Raw genomic sequence first — 21528 nt, forward strand, 5'->3', positions numbered from 1 at the left:
GAAGGCCGCCAGCGGCGACCTCTGGCTCAGCTGAACCTCTCAGGAACCGCCCCCATGCCTTCTTCGTTTCGAGCCTTGCGTCTGGGCCTGGTCGTGCTGCTGATCCTGCTCGGCACTGCCCTCAGTGCTGGCTGGGCGATGCATCACGCAAAACGCCATTCGATGCAGACCGACGCCCAGCGTGCGGCGCAACAACTGGGCCTGTATGCCAACTCGCTGCACACCCTGATCGAACGCTATCGCGCCCTGCCGGCAGTGCTGGCATTGGACCCGGAGCTGATCGCCGCGCTGGCAGGGCCGGTCGAGCCGGCGGTTCAGCATGCGCTCAATATCAAGCTGGAGCGGATCAACGGCGCGGCCGATTCCTCGACCCTGGAGCTGCTCGATCACACCGGTCTCGCCGTCGCCGCCAGCAACTGGCGCCTGCCGAGTACCTATGTAGGCTCCAACTACGGCTTCAGGCCTTACTTCAAACAGACTCGCAGCCAAGGCAGCGGGCGCTTCTATGCTGTCGGCGTCACCAGTGGTATCCCGGGCTATTTCCTCTCCAGCGCGGTCAAGGACCTGCAAGGACGTTTCCTCGGGGCGATGGTGGTCAAGCTGGAATTCCCCGAACTTGAGCGCGAGTGGCGTCAGGGCAGTGATGTGCTGCTGGTCAGCGATGCCCGCGGGATCATCTTCATTGCCAATCAGGACGGCTGGCGCTACCGCGAACTGAGCCCGCTGTCCGGGGCTGACCGAGCCGAACTGGCTGCCACCCGCCAGTACGACAAGCAGCCACTGCTGGCGCTGCAACACCAGGCACTGACCCGCTTCGACGATCACAGCCAACTGAGCCGGATGCAAGGCCCTGACGGCCCGGTCGAGTACCTGTGGCAGAGTCTGCCATTGCCCAGCGAAGGCTGGACCCTGCATTTGCTGCGCAAGCCGCAGGTCAGCGAAGACGTGCGCAATGCCGGGCTGGCCGCTGCAGCCATCTGGCTGAGCCTGGTGTTCGCGATCCTGTTCGTCAGCCAGCGTATGCGTCTGGCCCGCTTGCGTCAGCGCAGCCGCGAGGCGCTCAAGCGTCAGGTCGAAGAACGCACCCGGCAATTGCGCACGGCCCAGGAGGGCCTGGTGCAATCGGCCAAGCTGGCCGCGCTGGGGCAGATGTCGGCGGCGCTGGCGCACGAGATCAACCAGCCGTTGACCACCCAGCGCATGCAACTGGAGACCCTGCGGCTGTTGCTCGACCACGGTCGCCATGACGAAGCGCGTCAGGCGCTGGAGCCACTGGAGCAGATGCTCACGCGCATGGCAGCGCTCACCAGCCACCTGAAAACCTTCGCCCGCAACAGCCCTGGCGGCCTGCGCGAACGGCTGGATCTTGCTACGGTGGTCGATCAGGCGCTGCACTTGCTGGACACCCGCATCCGCAGCGAAGAGGTCGAAGTAGCGCTGTACCTGGCTCGCCCAGCGTGGGTACGCGGCGATGCCATTCGCCTGGAGCAGGTGCTGATCAATCTGCTACACAATGCCCTCGATGCGATGGCCGACAAACGCTACAAACGGCTGGAGATTCGCATCGAGAACCACGCCAATGACTGGCACCTGAGCGTGCTCGATTCCGGCGGTGGGATCGACTCGGCCGACCTGGCCAAGGTCTTCGATCCGTTTTTCACCACCAAACCGGTGGGCGAAGGGCTTGGCCTGGGCCTAGCCATTTCCTATGGCATCGTCCGCGAAGCCGGCGGCCAGCTACAGGTCGACAATCTGCCCGGCGGCGCTCGCTTCAGCCTGATACTGCCGCGTGACCAGGAGCCCGCATGTTGAACTCAGTGATAGTCGTCGATGACGAAGCCAGCATCCGCAGCGCGGTGGAACAGTGGCTGGGCCTGTCAGGCTTTGCCGTGCAACTGTTCGCGCGCGCCGATGAGTGCCTGGCGCAACTGCCCGAGCACTTCCCCGGGGTGATCATCAGCGATGTACGCATGCCCGGCATGGACGGCCTGCAACTGCTGGCCGAGCTGCAGGCACGCGACCCGGACTTGCCGGTGATTCTCCTGACCGGCCACGGTGATGTACCAATGGCGGTCGAGGCCATGCGCAGCGGCGCCTATGACTTTCTGGAAAAACCGTTCACCCCGCAGCATCTGCTCGGCAGCCTGCGCCGTGCCCTGGAAAAACGCCAGTTGGTGCTGGAGAACCGCCGCCTGCATGAGCAGGCCGACCTCAAGGCGCGCCTGGAAACTACGCTGCTGGGGATGTCCCAGGGCCTGCAGCAGCTGCGCCGGCAAGTTCTCGACCTGGCCAACCTGCCGGTCAACGTGCTGCTGCGCGGCGAAACCGGCAGCGGCAAGGAGCGGGTTGCCCGCTGCCTGCATGATTTCGGCCCGCGCGCGGCCAAGCCATTTGTCGCGCTCAACTGCGCGGCAATCCCCGAAGCGTTGTTTGAGGCCGAGTTGTTCGGCCATGAGAGCGGCGCCTTCACCGGCGCTCAAGGCAAACGCATCGGCAAGCTGGAATATGCCAACGGCGGCACGTTGTTTCTCGACGAGATCGAAAGCATGCCGCTGGCCCAGCAGGCCAAGCTGTTGCGGGTGATCCAGGAGCAGAAACTCGAACGCCTGGGCGCCAACCAGAGCATCAGCGTCGACCTGCGCATCATTGCCGCAACCAAGCCGGATCTGCTCGCAGAAGCCCGCGCCGGGCGTTTTCGCGAAGACCTTGCCTACCGCCTGAACGTGGCTGAACTGCGCCTGGCGCCGCTGCGCGAGCGGCGTGAAGATATTCCGCTGCTGTTCGACTTCTTCGCTCGCACAACGGCTGAGCGTCTGCAACGCAGTGTGCCGCCGTTGACCGGTGCGCAGTTGGCGCAGCTGCTCAGCCATGACTGGCCAGGCAATGTCCGCGAGCTGGCCAACGCTGCTGAACGGCATGCCCTGGGGCTGGGGTCGAGCGGGCCTGAAGGCGATGCCGTTGGCCCGTCGCTGGCTGAGCAGATAGAGGCATTCGAGGCACAGTGTTTGCGGGCGGCGCTGCGCCAGTCTGGGGGTGAGATCAAGGCAGTGATGGAGGCGTTGCAATTGCCGCGACGCACGCTCAACGAGAAGATGCAGCGGCATGGGCTGGTGCGGGAGGATTTTCTCGAACGGGGATAGGCGGAATCTTGCTTATTGGCTGCTATGGGTAGGCGTGAATCTGCCTATTCCGAGTGAGATCGGGGGCTGCTCTGCAGCCCTTTCGCGACGCAAGGCCGCTCCTACAGAAAAGCCACAAGCCTTCTGGCGCCGCCGTCTGTGGGAGCGGCCTTGCGTCGCGAAGGGGCTGCAAAGCAGCCCGAAAATTCTAACTGGCACACCTCCTGCACTACCCCTTCTCAAGCAGCGCTCCGGCGCGCTCCACAAAAACAACGAGAAGGTTACCTCTGATGGATAACGCCACCTCCCTGCCAACCGGGGCGGCCACAGCGCCAGCCGCCGAAAAAACCACCTCCAGCCGCCTCAAGTCGATCTTCAGCGGATCGATCGGCAACATGGTCGAGTGGTATGACTGGTACGTATACGCCGCATTCTCGCTGTACTTCGCCAAGGCCTTCTTCCCTGCCGGCGACACCACTGCACAATTGCTCAATACCGCTGCGATCTTCGCCGTGGGCTTTCTCATGCGCCCGATCGGCGGCTGGTTGATGGGCATCTACGCCGATCGCAAGGGCCGCAAGGCGGCGCTGATGGCGTCGGTACTGCTGATGTGCGCAGGTTCGCTGGTGATTGCGCTGACCCCAGGCTATGAAACCATCGGCGTCGCTGCCCCCATCCTGTTGGTAATCGCGCGCTTGATGCAGGGCCTGTCGGTAGGCGGTGAATACGGCACCTCGGCAACGTATCTGAGCGAGATGGCGAGCAAGGAGCGGCGCGGCTTCTTCTCCAGCTTCCAGTACGTGACGTTGATTTCCGGTCAGTTGATTGCCCTGGCGGTGTTGATCGTCCTGCAGCAGACCCTGACCACCGAGCAACTGTACTCGTGGGGCTGGCGTGTGCCGTTCGTGATCGGCGCGCTGTGTGCAGTGGTTGCGCTGTACCTGCGTCGCGGCATGGAAGAAACCGCCTCGTTCACCAAGAAAGAGAAGTCCAAAGAGAGCCTGATGCGCACTCTGATGCGCCACCCCAAGGAACTGTTGACCGTGGTCGGCCTGACCATGGGCGGCACCCTGGCCTTCTACACTTACACCACCTACATGCAGAAGTACCTGGTCAACACCGTGGGCATGAGCATCAGCGACTCGACCACCATCTCGGCCGCTACGCTGTTCCTGTTCATGTGCCTGCAACCCGTGATCGGCGCGCTGTCGGACAAGATTGGCCGACGCCCGATCCTGATCGCCTTCGGCGTGCTCGGCACGATCTTCACCGTACCGATCCTGACCACCCTGCACACCATTCAGACCTGGTGGGGCGCGTTCTTCCTGATCATGGCAGCGCTGATCATCGTCAGTGGCTACACCTCGATCAACGCCGTGGTCAAAGCCGAGCTGTTCCCGACCGAAATTCGTGCTCTGGGCGTTGGTCTGCCGTATGCGCTGACCGTATCGATCTTCGGCGGCACCGCTGAATACGTCGCGCTGTGGTTCAAGAGCGCCGGCATGGAAAGCGGCTACTACTGGTACGTAACCGCCTGTATCGCCTGCTCGCTGCTGGTGTACGCGACCATGAAAGACACCAAGACCCACTCGCGGATCACTACTGACTGATCCCGCAGCGGCAATCCAGAAAGGGCGCACCGGTAATCGGTGCGCCCTTTTTTCATGTCCACCGCTCAATGTCTTCGCGCCAGTTTCAGCCTGTTAACTCCTCATTAATCTCAGACACCTAGTCTGCACAAGCTGACCAATCACTTAAACCTGCTAGGGCCACAAGCCTGCAGGCGGTGCAAGTCGCACAAATATACATCGATTAACACGATTCAAATGTGCATATTTTTGCGCTTTTTAATCAAATTAATCGGAGTAGGATTTGATTCAAGGAAACAAAACAACCTGAAACCTACCGGAGCAACCAACCATGAAAAACAAACTGATTCTCGCCGTCGCCCTCTCCATCCTGGCTACCGGCGCTTTCGCTGAAGATGGCTTCGACCGTACCAGTGCTCATTCCTTTGCTGCCGCCAGCACTCAATCGGCAGCGTACGCAGAGGATGGTTTTGACCGCACCAACGGCGCACGCTTCGCTGAAGACGGCTTCGACCGCACCAACGGCGCACGCTTCGCCGAAGACGGCTTCGACCGCACCAACGGCGCACGCTTCGCCGAAGACGGCTTCGACCGCACCAACGGCGCACGCTTTGCCGAAGACGGCTTCGACCGCACCAACGGCGCACGCTTCGCCGAAGACGGCTTCGACCGCACCAACGGCGCACGCTTCGCCGAAGACGGCTTCGACCGCACCAACGGCGCACGCTTTGCCGAAGACGGCTTCGACCGCACCAACGGCGCACGCTTCGCCGAAGACGGCTTCGACAACACCAACGGTCATCGCTTCAGCTAAGCCCTGCTGCGGGCACCCAGCCCGGCCTTGCCGGGCTTGATCATTTGCAGCAGCGCGCAGAACCGGCACACTAGGCATCTTGTCCATCCCAGAGCGGCCCTGATCAGATGTACTACTACGAACCTGCAAAAGGCCACGGCCTGCCCCACGATCCCTTCAACGCCATCGTCGGCCCGCGGCCGATTGGCTGGATCTCCTCGCACGATAGCGAGGGCCGGCTCAACCTGGCGCCCTACAGCTTCTTCAACGCCTTCAACTACATTCCGCCGATCATCGGCTTCTGCAGTGTTGGCCGCAAAGACAGCCTGAACAACATCGAGCAGACCGGCGAATTCGTCTGGAACCTGGCCACCCGACCGTTGGCCGAGCAGATGAACCAGAGCTGCGCTGCGGTTGCAGCCGATGTCGACGAGTTTGTCCTGAGCGGGCTGACGCCGACGGCATCGCGCATTGTCGGTGTACCGCGAGTGGGCGAAAGCCCGGTGGCGTTCGAGTGCAAGGTGAGCCAGATCATCCAGCTCAAGCGCGCCGATCAGGAACTGGTACCCAGCTGGCTGATCCTTGGCGAGGTGGTGGCTGTACACATCGCCGAGCACCTGCTCAAGGACGGCATCTACGACACGGCTGCCGGTGAGCCGATTCTGCGCGGTGGCGGCCCGCAGGATTACTTCGAGCTGGGCAATCTGTTCAAGATGGCGCGGCCGCGCAACGACGGCTGATCACCAGATCAGCTCGCCCTCATCGCTCACGCCCTGCAAGCGTTCGAGCTCGGCGCAAGCGGCCTCATCGGCCGCGATTGCGCCCTTGAACAGCTGGCCATCAAGCACCTTGTGAAAACGCGGCGTACCCATCCCGGCGAGTGCCTTGACTGCGATGGCAGCGTGATAACCACCGCCCTCAACCGGGACCATCGCTGAAACCGCCTCAAACTGGGCAAATTCTCTACGTGCCATGCTGCGTTTCCTTGTCGAAAAGGCGGCATTGTAACCTGCTGATCACTCGCTGAAGGTATGCAGATCCAGGCTTGCCAGCACCTGCGCCTGCACCAGTTCGCCGAGCAGGTCGAGATTGGCCGAGGCGAAGTAGCCAGTCATTGCCTGCTGATCGTGCCAACTGCCGCTGAGCAGCCACAGGTCGTCATCGGCCTGCGAGCGCTGCACGCTGAAGCTCAGGCAGCCGGGCATGCGCAGCGACGGTTCGAGCAGGTCCCGCAGACGCGCGCCAAGCTCGGACGAGCGGCCGTTGCTGGCACGGATAAAAGCCAAGTGGGTGACCGGTTGACGTGGTGTCATGAATGCGCTCCTTGAAACAGGCCAGACGGAAGATCCAGGCGACCAAGGTTATGCCCCGCTTGACCTGCGCCGTTAGGCCATTACTGCGAGCCGCTTGCCTGATCCTGCGCCGCGGCAGGATCAGGCAAGCGACCGACAGCATTCGACTAGCGCCCAAGCTTGCCCAAACCTATCCTGCTCCCCTCAGCAGAGGAAACCCGTCATGACCACCCCATCGCCATTGGACCCCACGCTTGAAGCCCGCCGCGAGGAACTCGCCGGGTTGATCTTGCGCCATGCCGGAAGCGGGCCGTCGGCGATCGACGCGCTATACCTCAGTCGTTACGAGGAAAACCTGCGCGCAATGCCGACCCTGGCGCAGCCTGCATTGTGCATTCTGGCCCAAGGCAGCAAGACGCTGTTTCTGGGTGATGAAAGCTACACCTACGACCCTCTGCATTACATGGTGGTGTCGGTAACCCTGCCAATCACCGGCGCCAGCCTGGATGCCAGCCCGGACAATCCTTGCCTGGGCCTGCGCCTGGACCTGGACCCTGCCGAGATCAGCCAGTTGATTGCCGAGAGCGGGCCGATGCTGGTGCCCAGCCAACCGTCGGGCCGTGGCCTGTTCGTCGAGCGCAGCGATGGCGAGCTGCTCGATGCCCTGCTGCGGCTGGTGCGGCTGCTCGATTCACCACGCGATATTGCAGTACTGGCGCCGCTGGTGCGGCGCGAGCTGCTGTATCGAGTATTGCGCGGCCCGCAGGGCTATCGGCTGTATGAAATCGCCCTGTCCAACAGCCAGACCCATCGCGTGTGCCAGGCCATCGCCTGGCTCAACCGGCATTATCAGCAGCCGCTGCGTATCGAAGAGCTGGCCCGCGAGGTCAACCTGAGCACCTCGACACTGCACCACCGCTTCAAGGCCGTGACCTCGATGAGCCCGCTGCAATATCAAAAACAGCTGCGCCTGCAGGAGGCGCGCCGGCTGATGCTCAATGATGGTGTCGAGGCGGCGGTGGCGGGCTACCGTGTCGGCTATGAAAGCCCATCGCAGTTCAGCCGCGAATACAGCCGGCTGTATGGTGCGCCGCCGATTCGCGATGTCGCCCGCTTACGCGCCAGTGCCAGCTGAGCACTGCCCGAATCAATCGTGCACGGCCTGTTGCCATTGCGCCTGATCGACCTGCAGCAGCGTGGGCTTGTTGCGCTCGACGGCGCGGGCCAACGCCGTCTGCAACTGCGCGAGGTCGTTGACCTGCTCGGCGGCCGCGCCCAGGCCCTGCGCCACGGCGATGAAGTCTGGGGTATGGATATCCACCCCGACCGGCTTGATATCGCGGTTGAGCATGTACTTCTTGATCTCTTCATAGCCGTGGTTATTCCACAGCAGAACAATCAGCGGCACCTGCGCCTCCACCGCGCTGGCCAGTTCCGGCAGGGTGAACTGCAGGCCACCATCGCCAATCAGGCAGACCACTGGCGCGCGTTGTTTGATCACCGCCGAGCTGCCCAGCCAGGCCCCCATCGCTGCTGGCAACGCATAGCCAAGCGTGCCGTAGCCGGTCGAGGCATTGAACCAGCGGCGCGGCGCAGGCATGTCGAGAGTCAGATTACCGGTGTAAACCGGCTGGGTTGAGTCACCGACCAGCACCACCTCTGGCAGCGTCTGCAGCAATGTCTTGAGCAAGCGGGTCTGGCTCAGGCTGGGCTGGTCCCAGCTGGCCGCCAGGGCCTGGCGCAGTCGCGCGGCCCGAGCGGTGCCCCAACTGGCCTGACGCTGCGCTGCTGGCTGCAGCCGCACTGCAGCCAGCAAGGCCTGCGCGGCCTGCTCGGCATCGGCCACCAAGGCAAGCTCCGGCAAATAGTTGCGTACAGTCTGGTCCGGATCGATGTCGATCCGCAGCAGGCTGCCGGGAATCTTGAAACCACCCTGGAAGGTCACGTCGTAGTCGGTTTCTGCCAGCTCAGTGCCAATCGCCAGCACAACATCGGCTTCGCCGATCAGTTCACGGGTAACGGGCAGCGACTGGGTCGAACCAATCTGCAAGGGATGATCTGCCGGCACTAGACCTTTGGCATTGATGGTCAAAGCTACCGGCGCCTGCAGATGTTCCGCCAATGCGGCCAATGCCGCGCCGGCCGCGAGCGCACCGCCGCCGGCAAGGATCAATGGCCGTTGCGCCTGGGCCAGGCGTGTTGCCATCTGCGCAACGGTGGTCGGCGCCGCTGCTGCGCGGCTGACCCGGATCGGTCGGCCTGGCAACAAATGATCGGCCGGCTCGACCAGCACATCCAGCGGGATCTCGATATGCACAGGCCGTGGCCGGGCGCCATCGAACACGGCGAACGCACGCGCCAGCACCTGCGGCAAGTCATCGGCGCTCATCAGGGTTTGCGAAAATGCGCTGACTCCAGCGACCAGCCCGCGCTGATCGGGCAACTCGTGCAGCTTGCCGCGCCCGCCACCCAGGGCATTGCGCGACTGCACACTGGAGATTACCAGCATTGGAATCGAGTCGGCATATGCCTGGCCCATGGCGGTGGTGATGTTGGTCATGCCTGGGCCAGTGATGATAAAGCACACGCCAGGCACGCCGCGCGTGCGTGCATAACCGTCGGCCATGAACCCGGCGCCTTGCTCATGGCGCGGGGTGATGTGGCGAATCGTGGAGCCCGCCAGGCCGCGGTAAAGCTCGACGGTATGCACGCCGGGGATGCCGAAGACATGGTCGACGCCATAGCCTTCGAGGAGTTTGACCAGTACTTCGCCACAGGTTGCCATCGTCCGATACCCGCTTGTTGTTCAAATAATGAGCGTATTGAACCCGCGGGGCCGCTATCGTCACAATGCAAAAAAACACATACTAGCCATGACCTCAGAACATGGCTGCACACGATGAATCGACTCCCTCCCCTGTCAGCCCTGCAGACTTTTCTGATCACCGCGCAGCACTGCAACTTCACCCACGCCGGCCAGCAGTTGAATATCAGTCAAGGTGCGGTGAGTCGGCAGATCGCCGGGCTCGAGGCGCATCTGGGCTATGCCTTGTTCGTTCGGCAGGCGCGGGGTCTGCGCCTGACCCGCGAGGGCCAGGACTGGTTGCCGCGGGTACAGCAGATGTTCGCGCTGCTCGAACAGGGAGTGCGCGAAGTCGCCGTGCGCAGTGCAGTGCTGCAGCTCAAGGCGCCGACCTGTGTAATGCGCTGGCTGTTGCCGCGCTTGATCGAGTGGCAGGCGCTGCGCCCGGACATCCCGGTCGAAGTCACCAGTTCGGTCCAGCACGGGGTCGACTTTCAGCATGAACAGTTCGATGCTGCGGTGCTCTACGGGCCTGCACCCGAGCCTGGCCCGCACACGCGAAAGCTGTTTGATGAGCAACTTACGCCGGTCTGCGCGCCTTCGCTGTTGAACGGTCATTTGCCCCTGCAGCAACTTGCCGACCTGCCTGCACACATGCTGCTGCACCCGTCCCGCGACGAGCACGACTGGCGCCTGTGGTTAGCGACGGCAGGCTCGACTGAAGTGCATGGCCGACGCCAGCATTTCGAGACGCTGGACATGGCCGTGGCGATGGCTGCGCAAGGTACCGGGGTGGCGATTGGCGACTGGGCATTGATTGCCGATGATCTGCGCGAAGGGCGCTTGTGCATGCCGTTTGCCCTGAAGGTGAGCACCGGCAGCAGCTATTATCTGACCAGCCCGGACAGGCCAATGCCTGCGGGACTGATCGAGTTGCTGGAGTGGCTGCAAACACGCGCCAGGCAATAGCCGCGGTTACTCCTCGACGCTCATGTATTCCTTGGCCCAGCGGATATAGTCCTCAGGCTGGGTATAGGTGTGCGAGAGCTCGGTAGCGCTGAGGTTTTCCGACTTGTTCTGCTGGCCACGCTGCAGGCGCAGGCAATCGTAGGTGGCCTTGATCGCAGCAAAGTAGGCGGCATGGCCATCGACCACGATGCGCACGCCCAAACGCGCCAGACGCTCGTCATCGCCCAGGTTCGGGTTGCCGTAAGTCACCAGCATCAACGGCACGCTGAGGTGCTCGGAGATCTGCTCGAGGTGGTCGAAGTCCTTGACCCCGACCATGCAGATCGCGTCGGCACCGGCCTTCTGGTAGCTCTGGGTACGGACGATGATCTCTTCGGTGCTGAGTACGCCGGCGTTGGTCCGCGCGATGATCGACAGCGACGAATCGACCCGGGCTTCGAGGGCCGCGCGGATCTTGCCGACGCCTTCGTCGACCGAGATCAGGTCGGTGGACTTGCGCCCGAACTGAGCTGGCAGCAGCGTGTCTTCAATGGTCAGTGCCGCCACGCCCGCGCGCTCGAGTTCGATCACGGTGCGCATGACGTTGAGGGCATTGCCATAACCATGGTCGGCGTCGGCCATGACCGGCAGTTGCGCAACGCGGCCGATGCGGGTGGCTTGCTCGACGAACTCGCTCAGGGTGATCAAGGCAAAGTCAGGCGCAGCCAGTACCTGCAGGGAGGCGACCGAACCACCGAGAATACCCACCTCAAAGCCCAGGTCTGCCGCGATGCGCGCCGACATGGGGTCAAACACGGAAGCTGTGTGGAAGCACGAACCGGAAGCGAGCAGCTCGCGGAAGGCAAAACGTAGATCCTGGTGGGAAGCCCTGGGCATGATCACTCCGCAATAAAGTTGTAATTGAACTGGCTGAAAACCGACCCTTGAATGTGGGGTCTACCTGACCCGTTCCAACCGTCGCCATCTGGGCGGTCATGCTCGACATGCAGGCAGAGGAATAAAAGGCGTGGGCTACAGCGGCGCGGAATACTGCGACTATTTGCTGCACCATGCTGGTGCAAAGCCCCGTAATCAGCCACTGCGGCTCCGCCACGATATCACGCAGCCACTTCGGTTCGGTCGAAAGCGCGTATGCCGATCGTGCATAGGTGATGCACATACTGGATAGGAAGCTACCTAAGTCAGGTTACACTTGGCTTGCGCCTGATGGCCCTGACCTGGACATTTTCATACAAGGTATGACCGTGACTGCCGCACTCCCTCCTGCTGCCCTGCGCCGCGTGCTGACCGCCCTGATGCTGGCGATCTTTCTTGGTGCCCTCGACCAGACCATCGTTGCCGTGTCGCTGCCGGCGATCTCGGCGCAGTTCAATGACGTCGAGCTGCTGGCCTGGGTGATTGCCGGGTATATGGTAGCGATGACCGTTGCGGTGCCGATCTACGGCAAGCTGGGTGACCTGTACGGGCGCCGCAGAATGATCCTCACCGGCACCGCGCTGTTCACCCTGGCCTCGGTGTTCTGTGCACTCGCGCAGAATATCGAGCAGTTGATCCTGGCCAGGGTGCTGCAGGGCATCGGCGCCGGCGGCATGGTCTCGGTCAGCCAGGCGATCATTGGTGATTACGTGGCACCGCGCGATCGCGGCAAGTATCAAGGTTATTTCAGCAGCATGTACGCCCTGGCCAGCGTGGCCGGGCCGGTCCTGGGCGGCGGCTTGACCGCTTACTTGTCGTGGCACTGGGTGTTCTGGATCAATCTGCCGCTGGGGCTGCTGGCGCTGTGGGTCATCGGTCGAGCGCTGAACGGCATGCCGAGCCGCCATCGCGCGGCGAAGGTGGATTATCTGGGGGCACTGCTGCTGATCGTCGGCCTGGGCAGCCTGCTGCTGGGCATCACCCTGATCGGCCAAGGGCATGCCTGGCTGTCGATGCCGGTAGTGGCTTTGTTCGGCTGCGCCAGCCTGGGTCTGCTGCTGTTGATTGTTCAGGAACGCCGCTGCGCCGAGCCGCTGCTGCCGCTCAAGCTGTTCGGAAACCGCGTCGCGCTGGCCAGTTGGGGGGTGATCTTCTTTGCCAGCTTCCAGTCGATCTCGCTGACCATGCTGATGCCGCTGCGCTTTCAGAGCATTACTGGCGCCAGCGCCGACAGCGCTGCGCTACACCTCTTGCCGCTGGCTATCGGCCTGCCGCTGGGGGCATTTTGCGGCGGTCGGCTGACCAGCCGTACTGGTCGCTACAAGCCGCAGATCCTCGCCGGCGCCGTGTTGATGCCTATGGCAATCCTGGTAATGGCGCTGACTCCACCTGACTCAGCGCTGCTCAGTGCGCTGGCGATGATTCTGGTCGGGGTTGCTGGCGGCCTGCAGTTTCCGACATCGCTGGTGGCCAGCCAGAGTGCAGTGCAAGCGCAGGATATCGGCGTGGTGACCAGCACTACCAACCTGTTCCGCTCGTTGGGCGGCGCGGTGGGTGTGGCGTGCATGTCCAGCGTGCTGCTGGCATTGCTGCATATGGGTGGGATTGAGTTGCTGGGCAATCCATTGCTGGCGAATGTGCAGCCGGGAACGGCCGACCCGCTGCACCAGGCACAGCTGCTGCAGACCTTCAGCTATCTGCTGATGGGCAGTGCCGCCGTTGCGCTGCTGGGTCTGATTGCCGCAGTGGCATTGCCCGACCGACAACTGCGCGGGCATTGAACCCGCGCCCGGCTGTTAATCGCCGGTTAATCCGTGCCTCACAAGCTCGCGCACAATCCTTCACAAAGTCTCATTTGCGCAAGGCCGGGCTCAGGCGCAGCATGTCCAGGCCCGTGTCGACCCAGCGTTCGGCATTGCCCAGCAGATCGAAGCTGTCTGGCAGCAACAACCAGCGACCGATCAGACCGTCGATGTAGGCAAAAATCGCTACCGCAGCATGGTCGACCAATAGGTCGGCAGGCAACTGTTCGCGCCGTACTGCATTGCCCAGCGCCAGCACGATACTTTGGTGGCAATCGGCAATGGCCCCTTGGCGCTGCTGGCGGATTTCACACATCTCATCGGTGAACTCGCACTTGTGATGCAGGATCTCATTGATACGCCGGGTCCGCGCGTCCAGCACCAGGTCGTTGAGCACCTGCAACAGCAGTGTGCGCATGCAGCCGAGCGGATCGAGCTCATCCTCGCTCTCGCTGGCGCGAGCCAGATGGTCGTGGCTCTCGTGGACACTGTCGAGCAGCGCCTGGACCAGCTCGGCCTTGTTGCTGAAGTGCCAATAGATAGCGCCACGGGTGACCCCCGCCTGCTGCGCAATATCAGCCAGGGTAGTGCGCGCAACCCCGCGCTTGTAGAAAGCCCGCTCCGCAGCCGCAACGATCTGGGCGCGGGTTTCCTGGGCTTCCTCTTTGGTTCGACGGACCATGGCAGCTCAACCTCATCAAAACCCCAGCGCATGATCTGTGCCAGGGTGGCCAGCGTGGAACACCTCTGGATGGGCGTTTCTCAACACGATTCTGGTCTGTGCTGTGGCAACAGACCGCTACAAATGACTATTTACAAACAACCATGAATGTAAGTATATTCGTTAGTAAGCTACTTATCCAGCCGAATGATTTATTCTGACAAGACTCTTCCATTACTCTTGAGCATCTCCCAGCTCTAGCGACCCGAGGATCCTCATGCAATTCAAGCCAGCTGTCACAGCCCTGGTTTCCGCCGTCGCCCTGGCAACCCTGCTCAGTGGCTGCAAGAAAGAAGAAGCCGCGCCTGCACCGCAGGCTCCTCAGGTCGGCGTTGTAACCCTGCAACCGCAAGCCTTCACCCTGACCTCGGAACTGCCGGGCCGCACCACTGCATTCCGCGTTGCCGAAGTGCGCCCGCAGGTCAATGGCATCATCCTCAAGCGCCTGTTCAAAGAAGGCAGCGACGTCAAGGAAGGCCAGCAGCTCTATCAGATCGACCCTTCTGTTTACGAAGCGACCCTGGCCAACGCCCAGGCCAACGTGCAAGCGACCCGCTCGCTGGCCGATCGCTACAAGCAGCTGATCGATGAGCAGGCCGTATCCAAGCAGGAATACGACGATGCCAATGCCAAACGATTGCAGGCTGAAGCAACGCTCAAGAGTGCCCAGATCGACCTGCGCTACACCAAGGTGCTGGCGCCGATCAGCGGCCGTATCGGTCGCTCGGCGTTCACCGAAGGTGCATTGGTGAGCAACGGCCAGGCCGACGCCATGGCCACTATTCAACAGCTTGATCCGGTCTATGTCGACGTCACCCAGTCCACCGCCGAGCTGCTCAAGCTGCGCCGCGAGCTGGCCAGTGGGCAACTGCAGAAATCCGGTGAGAATTCCGCTCAGGTCGAGCTGATTCTGGAAGATGGCAGCACCTTCGCGCAAAAAGGCCGCCTGGAGTTCTCCGAGGTGTCGGTCGATGAAACCACCGGTTCCGTGGTGCTGCGTGCCGTGTTCCCCAACCCCGACCACACCCTGCTGCCGGGCATGTTCGTCCACGCTCGCCTGCAGTCCGGGGTCAATGCCAATGCCATCCTGGCGCCGCAGCAAGGCGTCACCCGCGACCTCAAAGGCACGCCTACGGCACTGGTCGTGAACAAGGACAACAAGGTCGAACTGCGCGAGCTCAAGGCCAGCCGGACTCTGGGCAGCGACTGGCTGATCGAGGAAGGCCTCAACCCGGGCGACCGTCTGATCACCGAGGGCCTGCAGTACGTGCGCCCTGGCGTCGAGGTCAAGGTCAGCGAAGCGACCAACGTCAAGTCTGCGGCTAACCCCAACCAGGCCAACGCGGCGAAAGCTGACGCCAAAGCGGAGTAAACCATGTCGAAGTTCTTTATCGATCGCCCGATCTTCGCATGGGTGATTGCCCTGGTGATCATGCTGGTCGGCGCCTTGTCGATCCTCAAGCTGCCGATCAACCAGTACCCAAGCATTGCCCCGCCTGCCATCGCGATTGCCGTGAGCTACCCGGGTGCCTCGGCGCAAACCGTGCAGGACACCGTGGTCCAGGTGATCGAGCAGCAGCTCAACGGTATCGACAACCTGCGCTATGTGCAGTCGGAGAGCAACTCCGACGGCAGCATGACCATTACCGCCACCTTCGAGCAGGGCACCAACGCTGATACCGCGCAGGTGCAGGTGCAGAACAAGCTCAACCTGGCCACCCCGCTGCTGCCGCAAGAAGTGCAGCAACAGGGTATCCGCGTGACCAAGGCAGTGAAGAACTTCCTGATGGTGATCGGCTTGGTGTCCGAGGACGGCAGCATGACCAAGGATGACTTGGCCAACTACATCGTCTCGAACATGCAGGATCCGGTTTCGCGCACCGCGGGTGTGGGTGACTTCCAGGTGTTCGGCGCCCAGTACGCCATGCGTATCTGGCTCGATCCGGCCAAGCTGAACAAATTCCAGCTGACCCCGGTCGACGTGCGCACCGCAGTCACCGCGCAGAACGTGCAGGTTTCCAGCGGTCAGCTGGGCGGCCTGCCAGCACTGCCGGGCACTCAGCTCAACGCCACCATCATCGGCAAGACCCGCCTGCAGACTGCCGAGCAGTTCGAGAAGATCCTGCTCAAGGTCAACAAGGACGGCTCCCAGGTGCGCCTGGGCGATGTCGCCAAGGTCGGTCTGGGCGGCGAGAACTATTCGGTAAGCGCCCAGTTCAACGGCAAGCCGGCTTCGGGCCTGGCGGTCAAACTGGCCACTGGCGCGAACGCCCTGGATACCGCCAAGGCGCTGCGCAAGACCATCAGCGACCTCGAGCCGTTCTTCCCGCCTGGGATGAAAGCGGTGTTCCCGTATGACACCACGCCGGTGGTGACAGAGTCGATCAGCGGGGTTATCCACACCCTGATCGAAGCGGTGGTGCTGGTGTTCCTGGTGATGTACCTGTTCCTGCAGAACTTCCGCGCCACAGTGATCACCACCATGACGGTGCCGGTGGTATTGCTCGGCACCTTCGGCATCCTTGCCGCAGCCGGCTTCAGCATCAACACCCTGACCATGTTCGCCATGGTTCTGGCCATCGGCTTGCTGGTGGACGACGCCATCGTTGTGGTGGAGAACGTCGAGCGGGTGATGTCCGAAGAGGGACTACCGCCTAAAGAGGCGACCAAACGCTCGATGGAGCAGATCCAGGGCGCGCTGGTCGGTATTGCCCTGGTGCTGTCGGCGGTACTGCTGCCAATGGCCTTCTTCGGCGGCTCGACCGGTGTGATCTACCGGCAGTTCTCGATCACCATCGTCTCGGCCATGGGCCTGTCGGTACTGGTCGCGTTGATCTTCACCCCGGCCCTGTGCGCCACCATGCTCAAGCCGGTGAAAAAGGGCGAACACCATGTCGCCAAGCGTGGCTTCTTCGGCTGGTTCAACCGCAACTTCGACCGCAGTGTGCAGGGCTACGAGCGTAGCGTCGGCACCATTCTGCGCAACAAGGCGCCATTCCTGCTCGCTTACGCCCTGATCATCGTCGGCATGATCTACCTGTTCATGCGCATCCCGACGGCGTTCCTGCCTGAAGAAGACCAGGGCGTATTGTTTGCCCAGGTACAAACCCCGGCCGGTTCCAGTGCCGAGCGCACCCAGGCCGTCGTCGACCAGATGCGTGAGTACCTGCTCAAGGACGAGGCCGACACCGTGTCGTCGGTGTTCACCGTTACCGGCTTCAACTTCGCCGGCCGTGGGCAGAGCTCGGGTATGGCCTTCATCATGCTTAAACCGTGGGGTGAGCGTACGGCTGAAAACAGCGTGTTCGGCCTCGCTGGCCGGGCTCAGCAGCACTTCTTCACCTTCCGTGATGCGATGGTGTTTGCCTTTGCCCCGCCTGCGGTACTGGAGCTGGGTAACGCCACCGGCTTTGACGTGTTCCTGCAGGACCGTGCCGGTCTTGGCCACGAAAAACTCATGGAAGCGCGCAACCAGTTCCTGGCCAAGGCGTCGCAGAGCAAGATCCTCACCCAGGTCCGCCCTAACGGCCTGAACGATGAGCCGCAGTATCAGCTGATTGTCGACGACGAGCGCGCCAGCGCGCTGGGCGTGACCATCGCTGATATCAACAACACCCTGTCGATCGCCCTCGGCGGCAGCTACGTCAACGACTTCATCGACCGTGGTCGGGTCAAGAAGGTCTACATTCAGGGCGAGGCAGGTGCCCGGATGAATCCTGAAGACCTGAAGAAGTGGTACGTGCGCAACAGCCAGGGTGAGATGGTACCGTTCTCCTCCTTCGCCTCCGGCGAATGGTCGTTCGGCTCGCCAAAACTGTCGCGTTACAACGGCGTGGAAGCGGTCGAAGTTCTGGGGGCACCGGCACCTGGCTACAGTACCGGTGAAGCCATGGCTGAGGTCGAGCGCATTGCCGGCGAACTGCCTACCGGCATTGGCTACTCGTGGACGGGTATGTCCTACGAGGAGAAACTCTCCGGTTCGCAGATGCCAGCCTTGTTCGCCCTGTCGCTGCTGTTCGTGTTCCTCTGCCTGGCAGCGTTGTACGAAAGCTGGTCGATCCCAATCGCGGTCGTGCTGGTAGTACCGCTGGGTATCATCGGTGCACTGGTTGCCACCAGCCTGCGCGGGTTGTCCAACGATGTGTACTTCCTGGTTGGCCTGTTGACCACCATTGGCCTGGCGGCGAAGAACGCGATCCTCATCGTCGAATTCGCCAAAGAGCTACATGAACAAGGCAAAAGCCTGTACGACGCGACCATCGAAGCGTGCCGCATGCGTCTGCGCCCGATCATCATGACCTCGCTGGCGTTCATCCTCGGCGTGGTACCGTTGACCATCGCCAGCGGCGCAGGCTCGGGTAGCCAGCACGCCATTGGTACCGGTGTGATCGGCGGCATGATCAGTGCGACCGTGCTGGCCATCTTCTGGGTACCGTTGTTCTTCGTCGCAGTGTCGTCGCTGTTCGGCAGCAAAAAGCCGGAAGCCGATGCCACCCCTGAAACTCCACGTATCGAGGCTGGGCAATGACCAAGTCTTTGCTGTCCCTGGCGGTCACCGCGCTGATTCTCAGCGGCTGCTCGCTGATTCCTGATTATGAAACCCCGGATGCTCCGGTGGCAGCGCAGTGGCCGCAAGGCCCTGCCTACTCGCCGACCGAGTCGGCAGAAGTGGCAGCAGCCGAGCAAGGCTGGCGCCAGTTCTACACCGATCCGGCGCTGCAACAGCTGATCCAGACTTCGCTGGTGAACAACCGTGACCTGCGCGTTGCTGCGTTGAATATCGACGCCTACCGCGCCCAGTACCGCATCCAGCGTGCTGACCTGTTCCCGGCAGTTTCGGCAACCGGCAGCGGCAGCCGTCAGCGCGTCCCTGCCGACATGTCGCAAACCGGCCAGGCCGGCATTACCAGCCAGTACTCGGCCACCGTCGGCGTCAGCGCCTACGAGCTGGACTTGTTTGGCCGCGTGCGCAGTCTCAGCGAGCAGGCCTTGGAGACTTACCTCTCCAGCGAGCAGGCGCGGCGCTCGACGCAGATCGCGCTGGTCGCCAGCGTGGCCAATGCCTATTACACCTGGCAGGCCGATCAGGCGCTGCTGAAGCTGACCGAAGAAACCCTCAAGACCTACGACCAGAGCTTCAACCTGACCCGTCGCAGTAATGAGGTTGGCGTGGCTTCGGCGCTCGATCTGAGCCAGGCGCGCACTGCTGTAGAAGGCGCCCGGGTCAAGCTTGCGCAGTACCAACGCCTGGTCGCGCAGGACCTCAACAGCCTGACCGTGCTGCTCGGTACCGGCATCCCGGCCAACTTGCCGACACCGCTCAAGCTCGACGCCGACCAGTTGGCCGAAGTGCCAGCGGGCCTGCCGTCCGACTTGCTGCAGCGCCGGCCGGACATCCAGGAAGCCGAGCATCTGCTCAAGGCGGCCAACGCCAATATCGGCGCCGCCCGTGCAGCGTTCTTCCCGAGCATCAGCCTGACCGCCAATGCCGGCACCCTCAGCCCGGACATGAGCGGGCTGTTCAGCGGTGGCTCGGGTACCTGGCTGTTCCAGCCGCAGATCAACCTGCCGATCTTCAACGCCGGCAGCCTGCGCGCCAGCCTGGATTACTCGAAAATCCAGAAGGACATCAACATCGCGCGTTACGAAAAGACCATCCAGACCGCCTTCCAGGAAGTCTCCGATGGCCTGGCCGCACGCAAGACGTTTGAAGAGCAGTTGCAGGCGCAGCGCGATCTGGTTGCAGCCAACCAGGATTACTACCGCCTGGCCGAACGCCGCTACCGCATCGGGATCGACAGCAACCTGACCTTCCTCGATGCCCAACGCAACCTGTTCAGCGCCCAGCAGGCGTTGATCAGCGATCGGCTGTCGCAGCTGACCAGTGAGGTCAACCTGTACAAGGCACTGGGAGGCGGCTGGTACGAGCGCACCGGCGAGGCCAACCAGCAGGCGTCGCTGCAATCGCCTAAAGGCTGATCGCCAAGGCACTGCAACAAGCCCACCCTCGCGGTGGGCTTTTTTGTGGCCGCTGCCAACTCACTTCGGCATTATGCGAAAATTAACTAGCTGGAACATTCCGTTCGATAACCGCCCAATACCGCCTGCGACGAATTGCCCCGGCCCTGACATGCGCCGCAACATCTTCCCCGTACCCGGACACGATGTTTCCAAGCACCGGCTCAACCATAAAAACAAGAGATCTCCAACAGATGAGCACTTCGCACTCCGCACGCCAGCTGCTGCCCGGCCTGTTGGCCATGACCTGCGCCCTGCCCGCCTTCGCCGCCGAAAGCGGTTTTCTGGAAGGCGCCAAGGCCAGCCTCAACCTGCGCAACTTCTACATCAACCGCAATTTCGTCGACCCTGCCAACCCGCAAGGCAAGGCCGAGGAGTGGACGCAGAGCTTCATCCTCGATGCGCGCTCCGGCTTCACCCAAGGCACGATCGGCTTCGGCGTCGACGTCCTCGGTCTGTATTCGGTCAAACTCGACGGCGGCAAGGGCACCGGCAACACTGCCCTGCTGCCGATCCACGACGATGGCCGCCCAGCAGATGACTTCGGCCGCCTCGGGGTTGCCTTCAAGGCGCGCCTGTCGCAAACCGAGCTGAAAGTCGGCGAGTGGATGCCGGTACTGCCGATCCTGCGTTCGGACGATGGCCGCTCACTGCCGCAAACCTTCCGCGGTGGCCAGATCACCTCCAAGGAAATCGACGGCCTGACCCTGTACGGCGGCCAGTTCCGCGGCAACAGCCCGCGTAACGACGCCAGCATGGAAGACATGTCGCTGAACGGCCGCGGGGCGTTTGTCTCCGACCGCTTCAACTTCGCTGGCGGTGAGTACACCTTCAACGACAAACGCACGATGATCGGCCTGTGGGATGCCCAGCTCAAGGACATCTACCGCCAGCAATACCTGAACCTGAGCCACAGCCAGCCCATCGGCGAATGGACCCTCGGTGCCAACCTGGGTTACTTCATCGGCAAGGAAGATGGCGCCGAACGTGCCGGCGAACTGGACAACCGCACCGCCTCGGCCATGCTCTCGGCGCGTTACAAAGGCAACACCTTCTACGTCGGCCTGCAGAAGGTCAGCGGCGATGATGGCTGGATGCGGGTCAACGGCACCAGCGGCGGCACCCTCGCCAACGACAGCTACAACTCAAGCTTTGACCAGGCCAAGGAGCGCTCCTGGCAGGTGCGTCATGACTTCAACTTCACCAGCGTCGGCGTGCCTGGCCTGACCTTGATGAACCGCTATATCAAGGGTGACAACGTGCACACCGCAACCGTCGATGACGGCAAGGAATGGGCCCGTGAGAGCGAACTGGCCTATGTAGTCCAATCGGGAACCTTCAAGGACCTGACCATGAAGTGGCGCAACTCGACCATGCGCCGCGACTACAGCACCAATACCTTTGACGAGAACCGGGTGATCGTCAGCTATCCGCTGAACCTGCTGTAAAGCCGCACGCGGCCTCTGCGTGATCAACAGCATCGCGCAGAGACCGTAGCGCTTATCTA

The 21528-nt window shown here is 62.3% G+C and carries 16 protein-coding genes and 1 pseudogene; 12 read left to right on the forward strand and 5 right to left on the reverse strand.

What is annotated here, in order from left to right:
- Positions 1-54 precede the first annotated feature (54 nt).
- The 5 genes and pseudogenes from K3F44_RS14575 (at position 55) to K3F44_RS14595 (ending at position 6241) form a co-directional block, all read left to right on the forward strand.
- A complete protein-coding gene (locus K3F44_RS14575) occupies positions 55-1812 on the forward strand; it encodes an ATP-binding protein (protein WP_220632480.1) in 1758 nt (585 codons plus the stop codon).
- On the forward strand, positions 1806-3140 hold the full coding sequence (locus K3F44_RS14580; RefSeq protein ID WP_220632481.1) for a sigma-54 dependent transcriptional regulator: 1335 nt from the start codon (positions 1806-1808) through the stop codon (positions 3138-3140). Before K3F44_RS14575 ends, K3F44_RS14580 begins: the two co-directional genes overlap by 7 nt.
- 269 nt (positions 3141-3409) lie before the next feature.
- Positions 3410-4729 carry an MFS transporter gene (locus K3F44_RS14585; protein ID WP_150570604.1) on the forward strand — a complete coding sequence of 440 codons (1320 nt, stop codon included), beginning with the start codon at positions 3410-3412 and terminating at the stop codon, positions 4727-4729.
- Positions 4730-5039: 310 nt separating this feature from the next.
- Positions 5040-5363: pseudogene (locus tag K3F44_RS14590) on the forward strand (heme utilization protein); the annotation flags it as partial.
- Between the two features lie 266 nt (positions 5364-5629).
- On the forward strand, positions 5630-6241 hold the full coding sequence (locus K3F44_RS14595; RefSeq protein WP_101321922.1) for a flavin reductase family protein: 612 nt from the start codon (positions 5630-5632) through the stop codon (positions 6239-6241).
- On the opposite strand, the gene K3F44_RS14600 is transcribed toward K3F44_RS14595, so the two are convergent.
- Positions 6242-6475, reverse strand: a complete 234-nt coding sequence (locus tag K3F44_RS14600; RefSeq protein ID WP_188036598.1) for a hypothetical protein — start codon at positions 6473-6475, stop codon at positions 6242-6244.
- Positions 6476-6517: 42 nt separating this feature from the next.
- Positions 6518-6814, reverse strand: coding sequence for an antibiotic biosynthesis monooxygenase family protein (locus tag K3F44_RS14605; RefSeq protein WP_101321924.1), 297 nt, complete (start codon positions 6812-6814; stop codon positions 6518-6520).
- A gap of 202 nt (positions 6815-7016) precedes the next feature.
- Here K3F44_RS14605 and K3F44_RS14610 point away from each other — a divergent pair, with 202 nt between their 5' ends.
- Positions 7017-7928: an AraC family transcriptional regulator gene (locus K3F44_RS14610; protein ID WP_220632483.1), complete on the forward strand. Its 912-nt coding sequence runs from the start codon at positions 7017-7019 to the stop codon at positions 7926-7928.
- A gap of 12 nt (positions 7929-7940) precedes the next feature.
- Here K3F44_RS14610 and K3F44_RS14615 read toward each other — a convergent pair whose 3' ends face one another.
- Positions 7941-9578, reverse strand: coding sequence for a 5-guanidino-2-oxopentanoate decarboxylase (locus K3F44_RS14615; protein WP_220632484.1), 1638 nt, complete (start codon positions 9576-9578; stop codon positions 7941-7943).
- A gap of 114 nt (positions 9579-9692) precedes the next feature.
- Here K3F44_RS14615 and K3F44_RS14620 point away from each other — a divergent pair, with 114 nt between their 5' ends.
- Positions 9693-10565, forward strand: coding sequence for a LysR substrate-binding domain-containing protein (locus K3F44_RS14620; RefSeq protein ID WP_220632485.1), 873 nt, complete (start codon positions 9693-9695; stop codon positions 10563-10565).
- A gap of 6 nt (positions 10566-10571) precedes the next feature.
- On the opposite strand, the gene K3F44_RS14625 is transcribed toward K3F44_RS14620, so the two are convergent.
- Positions 10572-11441, reverse strand: coding sequence for an oxaloacetate decarboxylase (locus K3F44_RS14625; protein WP_101321928.1), 870 nt, complete (start codon positions 11439-11441; stop codon positions 10572-10574).
- A 368-nt stretch (positions 11442-11809) separates the two neighbouring features.
- On the opposite strand from K3F44_RS14625, the gene K3F44_RS14630 reads away from it, so the two are divergent.
- Positions 11810-13261: an MDR family MFS transporter gene (locus K3F44_RS14630; RefSeq protein ID WP_220632486.1), complete on the forward strand. Its 1452-nt coding sequence runs from the start codon at positions 11810-11812 to the stop codon at positions 13259-13261.
- Positions 13262-13331: 70 nt separating this feature from the next.
- Here K3F44_RS14630 and K3F44_RS14635 read toward each other — a convergent pair whose 3' ends face one another.
- Positions 13332-13964 carry a TetR family transcriptional regulator gene (locus tag K3F44_RS14635; protein ID WP_101321929.1) on the reverse strand — a complete coding sequence of 211 codons (633 nt, stop codon included), beginning with the start codon at positions 13962-13964 and terminating at the stop codon, positions 13332-13334.
- Positions 13965-14220: 256 nt separating this feature from the next.
- Between K3F44_RS14635 and K3F44_RS14640 the strand changes: the two genes are divergently transcribed.
- The 4 genes from K3F44_RS14640 (at position 14221) to K3F44_RS14655 (ending at position 21469) form a co-directional block, all read left to right on the forward strand.
- Positions 14221-15375 (forward strand): efflux RND transporter periplasmic adaptor subunit, encoded by a 1155-nt coding sequence (locus K3F44_RS14640; RefSeq protein WP_150570609.1) that lies wholly within the window; start codon positions 14221-14223, stop codon positions 15373-15375.
- Positions 15376-15378: 3 nt separating this feature from the next.
- Positions 15379-18531 (forward strand): multidrug efflux RND transporter permease subunit TtgB, encoded by a 3153-nt coding sequence (gene ttgB, locus K3F44_RS14645; protein ID WP_150570610.1) that lies wholly within the window; start codon positions 15379-15381, stop codon positions 18529-18531.
- A complete protein-coding gene (locus tag K3F44_RS14650; RefSeq protein WP_101321932.1) occupies positions 18528-19982 on the forward strand; it encodes an AdeC/AdeK/OprM family multidrug efflux complex outer membrane factor in 1455 nt (484 codons plus the stop codon). The genes ttgB and K3F44_RS14650 overlap by 4 nt, the downstream gene beginning before the upstream one ends.
- A gap of 233 nt (positions 19983-20215) precedes the next feature.
- Positions 20216-21469 (forward strand): OprD family porin, encoded by a 1254-nt coding sequence (locus K3F44_RS14655; RefSeq protein ID WP_220632487.1) that lies wholly within the window; start codon positions 20216-20218, stop codon positions 21467-21469.
- Positions 21470-21528: the final 59 nt, after the last annotated feature.

Source organism: Pseudomonas sp. S07E 245 (assembly GCF_019599025.1).
Lineage (GTDB): Bacteria > Pseudomonadota > Gammaproteobacteria > Pseudomonadales > Pseudomonadaceae > Aquipseudomonas > Aquipseudomonas shirazensis.

Bases quoted from the DNA above. Each gene is read 5' to 3' on its own strand.
- K3F44_RS14575 (WP_220632480.1), top strand. From the start codon at position 55: ATGCCTTCTTCGTTTCGAGCCTTGCGTCTGGGCCTGGTCGTGCTGCTG.
- K3F44_RS14580 (WP_220632481.1), top strand. From the start codon at position 1,806: ATGTTGAACTCAGTGATAGTCGTCGATGACGAAGCCAGCATCCGCAGC.
- K3F44_RS14585 (WP_150570604.1), top strand. From the start codon at position 3,410: ATGGATAACGCCACCTCCCTGCCAACCGGGGCGGCCACAGCGCCAGCC.
- K3F44_RS14595 (WP_101321922.1), top strand. From the start codon at position 5,630: ATGTACTACTACGAACCTGCAAAAGGCCACGGCCTGCCCCACGATCCC.
- K3F44_RS14600 (WP_188036598.1), bottom strand. From the start codon at position 6,475: ATGGCACGTAGAGAATTTGCCCAGTTTGAGGCGGTTTCAGCGATGGTC.
- K3F44_RS14605 (WP_101321924.1), bottom strand. From the start codon at position 6,814: ATGACACCACGTCAACCGGTCACCCACTTGGCTTTTATCCGTGCCAGC.
- K3F44_RS14610 (WP_220632483.1), top strand. From the start codon at position 7,017: ATGACCACCCCATCGCCATTGGACCCCACGCTTGAAGCCCGCCGCGAG.
- K3F44_RS14615 (WP_220632484.1), bottom strand. From the start codon at position 9,578: ATGGCAACCTGTGGCGAAGTACTGGTCAAACTCCTCGAAGGCTATGGC.
- K3F44_RS14620 (WP_220632485.1), top strand. From the start codon at position 9,693: ATGAATCGACTCCCTCCCCTGTCAGCCCTGCAGACTTTTCTGATCACC.
- K3F44_RS14625 (WP_101321928.1), bottom strand. From the start codon at position 11,441: ATGCCCAGGGCTTCCCACCAGGATCTACGTTTTGCCTTCCGCGAGCTG.
- K3F44_RS14635 (WP_101321929.1), bottom strand. From the start codon at position 13,964: ATGGTCCGTCGAACCAAAGAGGAAGCCCAGGAAACCCGCGCCCAGATC.
- K3F44_RS14640 (WP_150570609.1), top strand. From the start codon at position 14,221: ATGCAATTCAAGCCAGCTGTCACAGCCCTGGTTTCCGCCGTCGCCCTG.
- ttgB (WP_150570610.1), top strand. From the start codon at position 15,379: ATGTCGAAGTTCTTTATCGATCGCCCGATCTTCGCATGGGTGATTGCC.
- K3F44_RS14650 (WP_101321932.1), top strand. From the start codon at position 18,528: ATGACCAAGTCTTTGCTGTCCCTGGCGGTCACCGCGCTGATTCTCAGC.
- K3F44_RS14655 (WP_220632487.1), top strand. From the start codon at position 20,216: ATGAGCACTTCGCACTCCGCACGCCAGCTGCTGCCCGGCCTGTTGGCC.